Raw genomic sequence first — 14905 nt, forward strand, 5'->3', positions numbered from 1 at the left:
CAGTAAGATTTCCCCCTCAAAATTCGGCTGGAGCAAAAAAGTTAAGTGGGAGATCAACTGCCCGTAAACGCCCGATTGGTTCAACTAATAATCAGTGGGGGAGGAACCCCCCCACTGATTAAAGTTTCACTTTATCTTTTTTGCCATTGTGAAGTTCGGTTGCGAAGTGCTTTCGTTCCCCATTCATATACAACTCTTACTACAATATTTGTAACAACAATAAGTACACTCATTGCAGCTGCTGGCGCTACATTTCCTGCATCATCCATATTTACGATTGATACGGCCGCTAGTTTAAAATCAGCTGCGTATAAGAATACAACCGCTGACACAGTTACCATCGAATTTACGAAATAGTACATGACCATTTCTAAAATTGCTGGTAAGCACATTGGTACCGTTACTCTAAAGAATGTTTTATAAAACGGAATGCCCATCGACTGCGAAACAAGCTCAAACTCTCGGTCTAATTTCTTTAAAGCAGTCGTTGCCGTAACGAATGTTACAGAATAAAAATGAATGATATTGACTAGTACTAACACAGCGATTGTTCCATATAAAGAATGAAACGGATTCGTTACTGATAATCCAAGTATTTGAATCGTTGGTTGACTAAAGAAAAAGACGTATCCCAATCCAAGTACTAGACCTGGGATTGCTAAAGGTACAATTGAGAAAAAATAGCCTATTTTTCGGAAAAACTTTAGCTGATTTATTTTTTTAATCGCATATGCGAACATAAATGTTAAAATTGCCCCAATAACTGCTGTTACCGCTGATACAATTACACTATTTTTAAACGCTTCAAGTCCATCTCCTGTTAAACTCGAAAAATTAAAATGTTCAAATGTAAAACTCATATTATATGGCCATACTTTCACACTTGCCGCAATACCAACTGCCACAAATAAAAGAATAATCATAAATGTAATCACACTACAATATATGAACGAGGCTACATCTCTTTTCTTATTAGCCGTTATTCTATATGGCACTGCTTTTGAAGATAAGAAATTTGCCTGCTTTCTTTGCGTAATACGATCAACTGCAAACGCAAATATAGCTGGGATTAATAAAATCATTCCGACAGTTGCACCCATCGGCATATTTTGTTGTCCAATTACTTGTTTGTATACATCAGTAGCAAGTACATTATATTGCCCACCAACAATTTTTGGTGCACCAAAATCAGTAAAACTAAGTGTAAACACAACAAACATCGCACTAATTAATCCATACTTTACACTAGGTAAAGTAACAGTGAGAAATTGCTTTGTTTTACTCGCTCCCAACATATTAGAAGCTTCGTATAAACGATAATCAGAACCTTGGAAAGCAATTAATAATATAAGAAATGCTTGCGGAAATGTATACATGACTTCAGCCATTACAATTCCTACTGGTCCATATAAAGGGATTTGTATGCCTTCAAATAAACCAAACATCCCTTTCGTTACTAATCCTTGATTACCAAATAAATATGTAAGTGCGATACCATGCATCATCGTTGGTGCGAATAATGGTAACAACGCGACATATTGAAATACACGCTTTCCAAATACATTCGTACGAGCGATTGCATAGGCGTAAGCGAAAGCAAGTGCCACTGCAATAATTGTTGTCACGCCCGAAATCCATATCGTATTTTGTAATGATTGAACTAATGTTGGGGTTGTGAAATATTTACTGAAATTCGCAACACCAATGAAAGCTCCATCTTTATCATAAAACGCTTGTGTAAACAATTGTAATAGTGGCAATACAAGCATAATCAAAAAGGCAAGAATCATACCAATAATTAATAGTCTTTGTATCCATTCTTCTTTACCGATACGTCTCTTAATCTTTTTTTTCGTACTTTCTACCTTTAAATTTTCTAACATCTCCATCTATACAACAACCTTCTTTCCATATGACAACATATGATTTTCTGAGAAAGAGATTTGAATCGGCTTTCCTTTCCTAATAGCTGTTTTTTCTACTTCTGATGCCAATATATCTACAACGATTTTCTCATTATATAGATGCGTTTCCTCATCTATAACGCGCACTTCTGTCCGGTATACAGATCCGCGAAACTCCATGCTTTCTACAATTGTTTTCATACCATTATTTTGTACAACTGTTACATGTTCCGGACGAATTGCATGTTCTTCGTTATTTTTCGAAAAGAAATTAATAGAACCAATAAAATCTGCCACAAATGGATTGGCTGGCCTTTGGTAAATCTCCTCTGGTGTGCCAATCTGCATAATTTCCGCATGATTCATTACAACAATTTTATCAGCCATCGTTAATGCCTCTTCTTGATCATGCGTGACCATAATAGTTGTCACTCCTACTTTTTCTTGCAAATCACGCATTTCTCTACGTAACTTTTCACGTACTTTTGCATCTAAAGCAGATAACGGCTCATCGAGTAACAAAATATCCGGAGACAGAGCGAGTGCACGTGCAAGTGCTACTCGCTGCTGTTGTCCACCAGACATTTGAGCAGGATATTTATCTTTTACATTCAGTAAATCAACTAGCTCTAACGCCGATAGCGCCTTCTCTTTTACTTCTGCTTTTCCATACTTTTTTGTCTTTAAGCCGTATTCAATGTTTTCAAGTGCTGTTAAATTCGGAAATAACGCATAGGATTGAAACACCATTCCGAAATTCCTCTTTCCAGGAGGTAATGCTGTAATATCTTTTCCATTCACAGCTATACTACCTGTTGTCGCCTCTTCTAGCCCTGCTAAAATTCGAAGCAATGTTGTTTTCCCACAACCACTTGGGCCTAATAAACATACAAACTCATTTTTTTTCACAGTAAAAGAAATATCTTTTAACGCTGTAAATGCATCAAACTGTTTTTGAATGTGTTGAATTGATAAATATTCGCTCATTTTTTCTCTCTCCCACTCACTTACTTTTTCGGTTCTGCTTTTTGGCCAAACTCTTTTTCCCATTTTTCTAAAATTTTGTCGCGATTTTCTGCTGCCCACTTAAAGTCGTTCTTTTTGTATAACTTTTCCGTCACATCTTTAGGGAATCCGTCTGGAAGTTTATAATCATTTTTAATTGTCGCAAATCCATTTTTCTCGAAGTATAACTTCATTACATCATCAGTAATTGCCCAATCTAAAAATGCTTGCGCTAATTTTTCATTTTTTGCATTATCTTTTTTAATAAGTGCATTCGCTTCTACTTCCCAACCTAATCCTTCTTTTGGCAATACAACTTCAACTGGTGCACCTTTTTGTTTCTCTTTCAAAGCACTATAAACCATCGATACACCAACTGGATATTCACCCGCACCCGCTAATTTCGCTGGTTTTGAACCTGAATGAGTATAAGTTGCCATATTATCATGAAGTTTCTTCATGTAATCCCAGCCTTTATCTTCACCCATAATTTGTAACCATGCAGAAACTGTTAAAAATCCTGTTCCAGAAGATGCTGGATGTGGCATAACAAGCGTTCCTTTATACTCTGGTTTCGTTAAGTCTTCGTATGATTCTGGCATCGGTAAATTTTTCTTCTTTAATTCTTCTTTATTTATAGCAATCCCCGTCATAAATGCAGTATTTCCTACCCATTTTTCTGGTTGTTTATCATCTTTAAATTGCGGTAAAACGCGATCCGCTCCTTTTGGAGAGTATCCTTTTAACATATCTTTTTTATCTAAAGCTAATAGACTTGAAGCTGCAGTTCCCCATACAACATCTGCTTGTGTATTTTTTCCTTCAGCTAGCAATTTCGCTGTAATAACTCCAGTTGAATCACGAACAATATTCAGCTTCACATCTGGATATTTCTTTTTAAAAGAATCAAGATAAATTGGTACAAGTTCTTCTTCAATTGCTGTGTAAACAGTTAATGATCCAGATAATTTATCATCTTTTACTTTTGCCCCAGCACTTTCTTCTTTCTTTGCACCACACCCCATTAATAACGAAAATACCATTCCAGTTGCTACAGCTTTAAAGATTGTTTTTTTCACTGTCTCTCTCTCCTTTTACAAATCTTATGTACAACTCAAATATAAACAACTAGTGTAAAAGCAGTATTAAACCAACATTAATCTTTTGTTTGTTGTTTGTTTTTGTGTAATACGTTGCTACTTCTATGTTTTTTCGCATTTTTCTGCTAATAATGAACACTAAATTTACAAATAATTAAAAAAACCTTTATAATCCCACAAAAAAGTGAGGCGTTTGTAAAAAACGCCTCACTTTTGTTTACCTTTTTTTGAATTACGATTTGCATACTTCGCGCTATTTTCTCCTTCATACTCTAATGCAAATTCTGCATCTGGTAAGCTTTCTTTCGGAGTTTTATTATTGTTGATTGCCGCATTTTGTTTCACTTTTCTTTTTACCAATACATTCACCTGCTCTCAAAAATTCACTTTCTACTCTAGTTTGAAGCAAGCTAAAATAATTATTACTGGCAAGTGTTAACAAGTACATAAGAACTGCTAGATGGAAATACTACATATGAAGAAATCATAATAAAAAGGAGCTCTTATTTTGAAGAAGAAAGATAAAATCCAGTCACCCATTTTAGATGAAACGCTCCCGCATCAAATGAATTTCCCATCTTTTAAAGGAACAGGAAAGAAGATGCAACAACCTTTCATAAATCAATATGACGTCGTAATCGGAGATAGTAAATATGATTCCGAGAACAGTCCACTTCACAATTGGAGTGATGATGTAGACCCTGCCATTATGGCTGGAGAAGAATGGATCCATCCTACAAATGATATTGGGTGGATTTCAGAAGAAAATCAAGAGTTACTAAAAAAAGAAGGAGATAATAAGAAGGATACTTTTATGCATCCGCAATTTGGCATTAACGACTAAAAAACCATTCTACCTAACATAGGTAGAATGGTTTCATACTATCCAATAATAATTCTCTCTTTCGGGTATTTATAGCGAGGGGGCTGTTCTCTTCCACCACTAGCTAGTATAAATGTTAAAATACCTACACGCCCGATAAACATAAGTACAATGAGTACAAGTTTACCAACAGTTGTTAAATCTGGCGTAATACCTGTCGATAGTCCTGTCGTCCCGAAAGCAGAACAGACTTCAACAATTAAACTCATAAGCGGTACATTTTCCGTAATAGATAAAATAAATAGTGCTGTGGCACATAATAAAATCCCCATTGTCATAACGACAGATGCTTTCAGCACGTCCTCTTCATGTAGCTGACGTTTGAAGACTCTAACCGTTCTCCCGCCTCTTGCAAAAGTGTATAGTGACAATATACTAACAGCAAATGTTGTTGTACGTATCCCGCCCCCAACCGAACTTGGAGATGCTCCTATAAACATTAATATACTCATAAATAAAAGCGTCGGTTGTGACAATTCAAGTATATCCATTGTAGCAAGTCCCCCACTTCGCGTCGTCACAGATTGGAATAGTGTATAGAAAACTGTTTCATGCCATGACTTTCCTGCTAAAAAATGATTTCGTTCTAGTAAAAAAATCATAATCGTTCCAACGACCACGAGCGCAAAAAATGTTGTTGTCGTCAATTTTGTAAATAACGAAAAACGAAATAGTTGCTGTCTCCTTTTACTAAGGAATTGTTTCACTTCCATTAATACAGGGAAGCCGATTGCTCCTAAAATAATAAGTAACATATGAATCATTTGAACAATGTAATCTTTTTTATACGGAATTAGCGATTGTCCTGTTAAATCAAATCCGCCGTTCGTAGTTGCACTAACAGCTGCAAAAAAACCGTGAAAATAAGCTTCTTGCCAAGTTGGAAAGTAAAGTAAGAATCTTGTACCTAATAATATTGCTCCAATAAGCTCTATTGAAATAATTACAATTAAAATAGAACGCATCAATTCTACAAGACCTGATAAATTCCCTTGGTTATGGTCTGCCATAATCAGTCTTCTTCTCTGCAAACCAATCTTTTTTCCTGTTATAATCCAAACAAATGTACCTAGCGCCATAATTCCTAAGCCGCCCAATTGTAAAATAAGGGCTAAAATAATAATTCCTGCCGTAGTAAATGTATCTGAAATCGTAACAACAGACAGTCCCGTAACACTTACCGCACTAACAGATGTAAAGAGGGCATCGATAAATGTCCATTTCACATCAGCCTTTGTAACAAACGGTAAACTAAGTAATATTACCGATACAACTACTGCTAATAAATAAAACAAAACAATGAGTTGTACAGGACGCAATTTTTGTAAAAACTTTTTTATATCTCTCATTCCATCACTTCGCTACCTTTTTTCTATCGATTAAACAAAGAAAAATCTTCACTTTCTTTATTTGTAAATAACTGCTCAAATACTTTAGCAAATACCATTCCATACACAGTTCCATTACCTCCATATGGCAATGCATAAAATAAATTATGTATCTTATTATCTTCTTTTAAAATAGGGAGACCATCATGACTAGCGCCAAATGCTGCCGCCCAATAATACTCCGCCTGTATATCTTTATACTGCGGGAACATCTCTTTTATAATGTTAATAAGGACATCACGCTTATGCAATAATTTCGTATCACCGATTGTTTGAATTTTCATTGCTTCATCCAATCCACCTACAATAATACGATTTTCATACGTCCTAAAATATAAGTAAGGCCTTGCTGTTTCCCAAATTAATGATTGCTCATACCAGCCTTCAAATGAATCTACCTTATTTGTCACAACTGCATATGATGTTTCCACTGTTGTATTTTTTTCTTTCTTTCCGAAAAGTGCTTCATAACCCGTCGCCATAATAATATTCTTTGCTACAATTTGATTTCCTGTTTTCGTATAACAAATTAAATCATTTTGACGTTTTTTTATATGTATGGCCTCTGTATGTTCATATATAGTAGCACCCATTTGATTTGCTTTATGCAAAAGGCTATGCGCTAATAAATACGGATTTACCTCAGCATCACCATGTGTATATAATGCCGCTTGTCTTGTAAAAGGATACCGTTCCTTAATATCAGATGCTGTAAAATACTCAACTGGAAACTCATAATTCTGTAACGTTTTGTATTCTTCTTGTAAAAATGAGACATCTTCACTTTTACTTGCATAATATAAACTACTTCGCGGAATAAACTGGGGATCAATATCGAGAGTCGGTACAACTTTCTCCATTGTTCGTAACGCTTCGTAACAAAGCTTATATGCTCGCACCCCTTTTTCTTCGCCAAATGTATGGATAAGTGAGGTTAACGATTTATCATGAAGAAATTGTAATAACCCTGTATTAGCAGCTGTGCTGCCACATGAAATCATATTTTTTTCAATAAGTGTAACACGCATTCCCATTTTCGCTAACGAATACGCTATTTGAGCACCTGCTTCGCCACTTCCAACTACAAGCACATCACATATCATATCATTTTCTAACGATGGATAACAAGGCATAGAAGCTCCTGTATCCCAAAACAACTTACCAATCATAAGCTTCATAATTATACTCCTAAAATATAAATTTCTCCTTCCTATGTTTTGTTATTTTACATAAAAAAATCCAACTAACATATGCTAGTTGGATCTTTTTATTTTTACTTAGAGCGCTCGTCAAGCCAATCTCCAATCGTCGGATACGTTTGTTTTACCGCTGTTCCACCGTAAACAATCGACATATGTCCCGTTGGTAAACATACATATTGTTTATCTGTGCTAGAAATATGATCTAGCAACGCTTCTACTTGGCACGGCAGGGCGATATGATCACGTTTCCCTGAAATATTTAAGACATTCGCCTTAATATTTGCAAGGTCTACCTTTTGTCCGCGAATAACGAGTTCACCCTTAACCAATTTATTGTTTTGATAAAAATCACGAATCCACTGTCTGTATGATTCACCTGGGAACGGAATGCCATCGCCAACCCACTTTTGAACTAACCTCCAGCTTTCAACGAAGCGCTCATTCTCTGAACGATCTACTAAAGCAACATATGGACCAACAAAGTTCGTAATTGGTTTTAACATTTTGTTTCCGAAATCAATCATTTCTGGCGGAATATTTCCAAATGTATCAACCGCTTTATCTAGATTGAAGTATTTCTCATCTAATAAAGGAGCATATAATCCTGTTTCAGAGAAATCAAAAGGACTTGTCATAAAGATTAGGTTACGAATTGGCATATGTGGATGAAGTGCCGCATAAATAGAAGTTAGCGTTCCCCCCATGCAATAACCAAGTAAAGAAATCTCGTCCGATTTTGCAGTTCGCATTACTTTTTTCACTGCTTTTGCAATATAATCAAACACAAAATCATCAAATTTCAAATGACTATCTTCTAAACCAAATGTGCCCCAATCAAGCATATACACATCAAAACCACGGTCCACTAGATATTCCACTAAACTATTTCCAGGAGTTAAATCCATAATATATGGTTTATTAATAAGAGCATATATTAATAGAATTGGAACTCTTTGTGTTTTTTCTTGTTTTGGAATGTAGCGATAAAGCTTCGTCTTATTCTTCGTCCAAATAACCTCTTTCGGCGTTAATCCTACTTGTGGCTCTGGTTCACGTAATAAAATTTCACTCGCCCTTTTCACTCGGCGATATGCTTTTCGGTACTCTTCTGGGTATAGCTCTAATTGCTTTTCCCATTCTGTTGCGAATGTAGTCATTTTTCTATCTCCTTTTTGGTCAATTTCCTTCTAAAAAAAGAAGTGCATTCCTGCTATGGATATGCACTTTTTTCTTACTTCATTACATATATAATCCGCCGTTAATGTTTAATTGCTGACCTGTGATATAAGCACCGTCACGGCATAGGTATACTACACCTTTTGCAATTTCATCAGCTTGACCAAAACGTTTTTTCGGGATTTTAGCGACGATTTTTTGACGTACTTCTTCTGGCACTTCTGCTACCATTTCAGTATCAATAAATCCTGGGCAAATAGCGTTTACAGTTACATTTGTTTTTGCAAGCTCTAATGCTAATGATTTTGTAAATCCTAGCATACCTGCTTTCGCTGCTGAGTAGTTTGTTTGTCCAAATCCACCCGCTTGACCAATAATAGAAGAAATGCTAATAATTCTACCTTCTTCCGCTTCCGTTATGTATGGAAGTACCGCGCTTGTCGTATTAAACACACTGCTTAAGTTCACGTCAATTACGCGTTCCCAATCTTCACGATTTAACTTTTTGAATGTACGATCTCTTGTAATACCAGCATTATTAACAAGAATATCAACTTTACCAAAATGATTCACTGCTTCTTCCACAAGTCGGTTTGCGTCTTCTACTTTAGAAACATCTGCTTGAACTGCATAAACGTCATGTCCTTCTTTTCCTAGTTCATTTACTAAGTTTTCAGCTGCCTCTTTACTGCTGTTATAGTTAATAACAACTTTTGCGCCCTCTTGTGCTAACGCTACTGTGATCGCTTTTCCAATCCCTTTTGCCCCACCTGTTACGATTGCTACTTTGCCATTTAATTGAACCATTTCTTTTCCCCCTTAAATGAATTTGTGAACGACTATTATGAATCATTTTGGTACTCATACTATGGAGTCCCTATATAATTATGTTTCGCTGTTTATACATAGAAAAGAGATTCTCCCTTTCTCTTTCATATGTTATAAACAAGCGCTATTATCACTTTTTATTTTCTGGCTTATTCGTAGGTTTTACTTCTTCTTTTACAGGTTCTTGTAGTTTTGCTAGTACTGCATTTTGCTTTTCTAGCAATTCTAAAATTTGATCAACTTTCGTTTCTAATGTGCGAATATCTTGTTTTACTTTCGTAACATCGCGCTTTAATGTAGGAGCTTGTCCTACTGACTCTACCTTATCTTCTAGAAACTCCTCAATGTTATCCACTTTATTTTCTAAGTTAATAACAAGCGTAGCCACTCTAGCGATATCCTCTTTCGTAGGCACATTCACCTGCTCTAAATAATTTTTTGTCGTATCATTTAATGCTTTTTGATAAAACAAATTCAAATCTAGAACGCTGCCCATCCAAGCAGAATATTCTTCTGTTTTAATTGTTTCATTGAGCGCTTTTCCCCAAAATGTTTCGGTTTGTTCATAAGCATTTTTCCATGCTTGTAGTGGATCGAATTTTTGATCAATCACTTTACCTACACTCCCTTTTTCGTTTTTGAAACAATTCAACCTATTCATTATTTTCTAATATTCTGAATAAAACTTCAAGTCTATATTTTATTTTTTTCTATTTTCTAACAAATGTATTGACTTTAAAAACAGATAGGTGTAAATTGCACTTATAAGCAAAAAATTCCATCTAACTGATTCATGAGGTGATGCACAATCATGCTACATAATGAACCAGAACAACGCGAAAGTTTGGAGAACAACCAAGCAAAACAACCAAACTCCATGCCAAAAAACTTCTTAGTTCCCTTCTTACTTCTATGTCTAAAAGACTGGAGTCTTCATGGTTACAAACTTATTCAAATGCTAATGGATATCGGCTTTTCTTCTGTTGACCAAGGTAATGTCTATAGAACACTACGCAAATTAGAAAAAGAAAACCTTATTTCTTCTACTTGGGATACAAGCGAAGGAGGGCCAGCAAAAAGAATTTATTCTTTAACTGAATATGGAGAGAAATATTTAGCAACATGTGCAACTTCTTTTGAGCATTACCAAAATATGCTGCGAACGTTTTTCACGTTATATACGAACGCATTCTTTCCATTTGCCACTTCTCCAGAAAAGGATGAAAAGGATTCTTCATCTTCACCTGGTGGTACAGCAGAGTAATCTGCGTTCACAATATGCAAAAAAACATTTGGGGGTCAAACAATGGAAACTAAACCATACGAATTGGTCGATGCATTTTGGAAAAACTGGTCTCAATCTCTTTCCCTTTTCTCTTCAGCTGGGAAACAATTAGAGCAACTTACTTTAGAAACATTAAAACAACAACAAGACGCTTTGCATAAATTAACATCAGGAGTAGATGAACTGGAAAAAGAACTGCAACAATTCACTACTCAATTCAATAATCAATATACAGATTACGTGAAGCAATTAACAGGAAACTCCTTAAATGATCAAATTAATGAGTGGCAAGACAAGTGGAAAGAACTTTCTGCTCATATGCAACAGCTAACTGTTTCTCCTACAAAAACATCTTTGTCTATCCTTACTCAAACAAGCGGTCAATTTGAAGAAACAACGAAGCAATTTATTGAACAACAACAATTACAACGTGAAGAGGCTCAAAAACAGTTAGAAGGTTTTTTGGAAGATTTCAAGACAAAACAGTTGGAACTCGCAAAAAAGTTCGAGGAAAACTCAAAAAATCTATTTACTTCCATCAAGTAAGAAAAATGTGGGAGCTAACTGCAGCACAAACAAAACTCTTTCTTCCTCCTACTACATCAAGATGGCTAGCATTTTTCGATATGGAAAAGAAGGAGGACAAAATGAATCCATTTCAAGAAGCACAAACCGTCCCGGAGCTTCGTTATGATGAGATTCAAGTCGGTGATCAAGCATCACTTACAAAAACGATTACGGATGAGGACGTTATCAATTTTGCAAAATTGACTGGAGATGTGAATCCTATTCATATTTTAGATTCTTTTGCAAAAACGACAATGTTTAAAGAACGTATTGCTCATGGTATGCTCGTTTCAAGTTTTATTTCTACCATCCTTGGAACGAAACTCCCGGGTAAAAATACGATTTATTTATCTCAAAACGTTTCATTCCGCGCTCCTGTCAAAATCGGCGATACACTTCGCGTTGTGGCAGAGGTCATCAAAAAACGTGACGATAAAAAAATCATTACGTTACAAACAAATATATATAATCAATCGGATGATATTGTCGTGGAAGGTACAGCGACAATACTAAAAAAAGAGTAGCAAAAATTGCTACTCTTTTTTCTATCCAATAACTTCTAATCACACCGATTACTTCCGCGTATGAGCACGCCGGTTCCACATAAAATAACGGTACCAGTTCAGATACATACTTAGCTGAACTGGATTACTCATAAGGATGTGTATCATCATGGCAAAAACAAACAAATTACTAGTTCCAGGTGCTGAACAAGCACTTGATCAATTTAAATATGAAATTGCACAAGAATTCGGCGTAAGCTTAGGGTCTAATACTGCATCACGTTCTAACGGATCAGTTGGCGGTGAAGTAACAAAACGTCTTGTTTCTTTAGCTCAACAACAATTACGTGGATAACAATATAACATATGGCTTAGAGGCAGATATTCTCTGCCTCTTTCTATTTTTAACATACATAATGGTGCTTTTTCACATACTAGTAAAAGCAAACTGAAAGGAACGATATGTAACATGAAACGGATTAACATTCACATGAGTCCTCCCCGTGTTCTTACTTTGTCTTTTATTATGTTATCAATTATCGGTACATGCTTATTAAAATTGCCAATTGCTACAACGACGTCTATTTCATGGCTCGATGCTTTATTTACAACCGTTTCTGCTTGTACGGTTACAGGGCTTGGTGTTGTGGACACTGGGAAAGTATTTACCTTATTTGGCCAATGTGTCATTTTAACACTTATACAAGTGGGCGGACTTGGCATTATGAGCTTTGCTGTTTTAATTGCGATTATGCTTGGCAGAAAAATTGGCCTTCAAAACCGAATTTTACTACAACAAGCATTAAATCAAACGAATATAGGCGGTGTCATTCGTCTTGCCAAAGCATTATTTTTATTCTCTTTTACAGTCGAATGTATCGCTGCTTTCATTCTTTCTTTTGAATGGGTACCGAAATATGGGATTGCTAAAGGGATCTATTATAGCTTTTTTCATTCCATCTCTGCTTTTAACAATGCAGGTTTTTCTGTTTGGAGCGATAATTTAATGTCCCACTCTCACAGCATTCTTGTCAATCTCGTCATTTCCTCCCTCATTATTTTAGGTGGGATTGGTTTTACAGTAATCGTAGATATAAAAAGAAAGAAAAATTTTAAAAACCTTACATTACACTCAAAACTTATGCTCTCTTCTACTCTAATCATCAATATTATTGCGACTGTTTTTATTTTTATATTCGAGTTTCACAATTCTCTTTCTATGAGAGGCTTTACCCCATTTGAAGAAGGCATGGCTGCTTATTTCCAAGCTATTTCAACGCGTACTGCCGGGTTTAATACAGTTGATATTTCCGCATTATCAAAGCCTTCCCTTTTATTAATGATGCTTCTAATGTTTATCGGAGCCGGTAGTGCTTCAACTGGCGGTGGGATTAAATTAACAACCTTTTTAATCATGTTTTTTGGGGTATTTAAATTTTTACAAGAACAAGACGATATTGTCGTGTTTAAAAAATCCATTAAAGATACTCTCATTGTCAAATCATTGACCATCGCTATTATTTCTATTTCATTTATTTTTTTTGCTATTTTAATTTTAAGCATTACTGAGCGAGTTCCTCTATTGATGAGTGCTTTCGAAGTATTTTCAGCATTTGGGACTGTCGGTCTCAGTATGAATTTCACACCACACTTAACGATGATTGGAAAAGCTATTATTATCTTTATGATGTTTTTTGGGAAGATGGGGCCTTTAACATTAGCTTTTTCATTTGCACGTAAAAAGAACCGGAAAATAAAATATCCGAATGAAGACATTTTAACAGGTTGACAACCGTATAAATTATCCATATAATGAGAGTACAATAGCATATCTCCAAAGGGGAGTAGCGTCCAAGAATATTTCTTGGAAACAAAGTCGTCATTACGTAGAACTTAGTTCTTCCGGCTTTGTTGGCATTTTCATTACATATGTCTAGCAAGACCTTTGCCTATTAACGGCAGAGGTCTTTTTTGCATCCATTTCCAAATTCTTCTAAAGTTAATAGGCAGGAGTATGGGGAAACTAAATAGTGGGGAATTCTTCACTTATTTAGTACTTATAGAAATGAGAGGAGAATGTACATGGATGTATCATTATTATTGGAGTATGGTTGGGTATTACTCATCCTAATTGCACTAGAGGGGATTTTAGCGGCTGACAACGCTCTTGTTCTTGCAATTATGGTAAAACATTTACCAGAAGAAAAAAGAAAGAAAGCACTATTTTATGGATTAGCAGGGGCATTTGTTTTCCGTTTCGGATCGTTATTTATGATTTCGTTCCTAGTGGACGTATGGCAAGTGCAAGCAATCGGTGCCATTTACCTTATGTTTATCGCTGGTAATCACTTATTTAAAACGTATGTTAAAAAGAATACAGATGAAGAAACAGAAGAAAAAGAAGCAAAGAAAAAACAAGAGAACTTTTGGTGGACTGTATTTAAAGTTGAAGTTGCAGATATCGCCTTCGCAGTTGATTCTATTTTAGCTGCTGTTGCATTAGCAATGACTTTACCAAAAACAGGATTAGGTACAATTGGTAGTCTTGATACTGGGCAATTCGTTGTTATCTTTGTAGGTGGACTTATCGGATTAATCATTATGCGATTTGCAGCAACTGCTTTCGTACAAATTTTAAAACGTAAACCAGGACTTGAAACTGCGGCATTCTTAATTGTAGGTTGGGTTGGTGTGAAACTAGCAGTTTATACGTTAGCACATCCTGCATTAAATGTAATTCCGCATTCATTCCCAGAATCTACACCATGGAAGCTTACATTCTGGATTGTATTAGTTGGAATCGCAGCTGGTGGTTGGTTCTTCTCAAAAGAAGTAGAAACAAAAGTAGAAAAGAATTTAGACGAAAAAGCGCTGTAATTACAGCGCTTTTTCTTTTTACCCTTCCCCCACTCAATGTCCAGAAAAAATTCTATTATACTATTTTTTGTAAACGTTTTCTTAATATATGTATGTCCTTTTTGTGAAACATTGCACAAACTTATTGAAACTAAGACAGAATCGATGTACTTTATTCATATAAGGAGTATTTATCCCGCTTTAATGG

16 protein-coding genes and 1 riboswitch are annotated in these 14905 nt (G+C 35.6%); of the genes, 7 read left to right on the forward strand and 9 right to left on the reverse strand.

From position 1 onward, the window contains the following. Window positions 1–131: 131 nt before the first annotated feature. From PDQ68_RS15025 to PDQ68_RS15040, 4 genes are all read right to left on the reverse strand, one after another. Window positions 132–1889, reverse strand: coding sequence for a putative 2-aminoethylphosphonate ABC transporter permease subunit (locus PDQ68_RS15025; protein ID WP_061183622.1), 1758 nt, complete (start codon window positions 1887–1889; stop codon window positions 132–134). After that, window positions 1890–2891 carry a putative 2-aminoethylphosphonate ABC transporter ATP-binding protein gene (locus tag PDQ68_RS15030; protein ID WP_000006185.1) on the reverse strand — a complete coding sequence of 334 codons (1002 nt, stop codon included), beginning with the start codon at window positions 2889–2891 and terminating at the stop codon, window positions 1890–1892. A 20-nt stretch (window positions 2892–2911) separates the two neighbouring features. Continuing rightward, window positions 2912–3988: a putative 2-aminoethylphosphonate ABC transporter substrate-binding protein gene (locus tag PDQ68_RS15035; protein ID WP_000750887.1), complete on the reverse strand. Its 1077-nt coding sequence runs from the start codon at window positions 3986–3988 to the stop codon at window positions 2912–2914. 228 nt (window positions 3989–4216) lie between these two features. Next, window positions 4217–4369, reverse strand: a complete 153-nt coding sequence (locus PDQ68_RS15040) for a hypothetical protein (RefSeq protein ID WP_000240799.1) — start codon at window positions 4367–4369, stop codon at window positions 4217–4219. 148 nt (window positions 4370–4517) lie between these two features. Between PDQ68_RS15040 and PDQ68_RS15045 the strand changes: the two genes are divergently transcribed. After that, window positions 4518–4853, forward strand: coding sequence for a DUF3905 domain-containing protein (locus PDQ68_RS15045; RefSeq protein WP_000725962.1), 336 nt, complete (start codon window positions 4518–4520; stop codon window positions 4851–4853). Window positions 4854–4891: 38 nt separating this feature from the next. Here the strand turns inward: PDQ68_RS15045 and PDQ68_RS15050 are convergent, their stop codons facing one another. The 5 genes from PDQ68_RS15050 to phaR form a co-directional block, all read right to left on the reverse strand. Continuing rightward, complete coding sequence (locus PDQ68_RS15050) at window positions 4892–6241, reverse strand: TrkH family potassium uptake protein (protein ID WP_001204696.1); 1350 nt, start codon at window positions 6239–6241, stop codon at window positions 4892–4894. Window positions 6242–6264: 23 nt separating this feature from the next. Beyond that, a complete protein-coding gene (locus PDQ68_RS15055) occupies window positions 6265–7458 on the reverse strand; it encodes an NAD(P)/FAD-dependent oxidoreductase (RefSeq protein ID WP_061183623.1) in 1194 nt (397 codons plus the stop codon). A 95-nt stretch (window positions 7459–7553) separates the two neighbouring features. Continuing rightward, a complete protein-coding gene (gene phaC, locus PDQ68_RS15060) occupies window positions 7554–8639 on the reverse strand; it encodes a class III poly(R)-hydroxyalkanoic acid synthase subunit PhaC (RefSeq protein WP_061183624.1) in 1086 nt (361 codons plus the stop codon). A gap of 82 nt (window positions 8640–8721) precedes the next feature. Next, window positions 8722–9465 carry an acetoacetyl-CoA reductase gene (locus tag PDQ68_RS15065; protein WP_000250412.1) on the reverse strand — a complete coding sequence of 248 codons (744 nt, stop codon included), beginning with the start codon at window positions 9463–9465 and terminating at the stop codon, window positions 8722–8724. A gap of 151 nt (window positions 9466–9616) precedes the next feature. After that, on the reverse strand, window positions 9617–10099 hold the full coding sequence (phaR, locus tag PDQ68_RS15070) for a polyhydroxyalkanoic acid synthase subunit PhaR (protein ID WP_000566940.1): 483 nt from the start codon (window positions 10097–10099) through the stop codon (window positions 9617–9619). Between the two features lie 198 nt (window positions 10100–10297). Between phaR and phaQ the strand changes: the two genes are divergently transcribed. The 6 genes from phaQ to PDQ68_RS15100 all read left to right on the forward strand — a co-directional run bounded on the left by phaQ (window position 10298) and on the right by PDQ68_RS15100 (window position 14718). Continuing rightward, window positions 10298–10750 (forward strand): poly-beta-hydroxybutyrate-responsive repressor, encoded by a 453-nt coding sequence (gene phaQ, locus PDQ68_RS15075; protein ID WP_000903021.1) that lies wholly within the window; start codon window positions 10298–10300, stop codon window positions 10748–10750. 42 nt (window positions 10751–10792) lie between these two features. Beyond that, window positions 10793–11317: a polyhydroxyalkanoic acid inclusion protein PhaP gene (gene phaP, locus PDQ68_RS15080; RefSeq protein WP_000448589.1), complete on the forward strand. Its 525-nt coding sequence runs from the start codon at window positions 10793–10795 to the stop codon at window positions 11315–11317. A 101-nt stretch (window positions 11318–11418) separates the two neighbouring features. Beyond that, window positions 11419–11862 (forward strand): MaoC family dehydratase, encoded by a 444-nt coding sequence (locus tag PDQ68_RS15085; RefSeq protein WP_001067916.1) that lies wholly within the window; start codon window positions 11419–11421, stop codon window positions 11860–11862. A gap of 148 nt (window positions 11863–12010) precedes the next feature. Further along, window positions 12011–12196, forward strand: coding sequence for an alpha/beta-type small acid-soluble spore protein (locus tag PDQ68_RS15090; protein ID WP_001140707.1), 186 nt, complete (start codon window positions 12011–12013; stop codon window positions 12194–12196). Window positions 12197–12310: 114 nt separating this feature from the next. Then, the gene (locus PDQ68_RS15095) at window positions 12311–13630 is read left to right on the forward strand and encodes a TrkH family potassium uptake protein (RefSeq protein WP_000822320.1); all 1320 of its coding nucleotides are present in this window, start codon (window positions 12311–12313) and stop codon (window positions 13628–13630) included. A 38-nt stretch (window positions 13631–13668) separates the two neighbouring features. Next, window positions 13669–13834, forward strand: a riboswitch (yybP-ykoY riboswitch). Window positions 13835–13923: 89 nt separating this feature from the next. After that, a complete protein-coding gene (locus PDQ68_RS15100; RefSeq protein WP_000383322.1) occupies window positions 13924–14718 on the forward strand; it encodes a TerC family protein in 795 nt (264 codons plus the stop codon). Window positions 14719–14905 lie beyond the last annotated feature (187 nt).

Origin of the sequence: Bacillus cereus group sp. Bc010 (assembly GCF_027716745.1) — a bacterium.
GTDB classification, from domain to species: Bacteria; Bacillota; Bacilli; order Bacillales; family Bacillaceae_G; genus Bacillus_A; species Bacillus_A pacificus.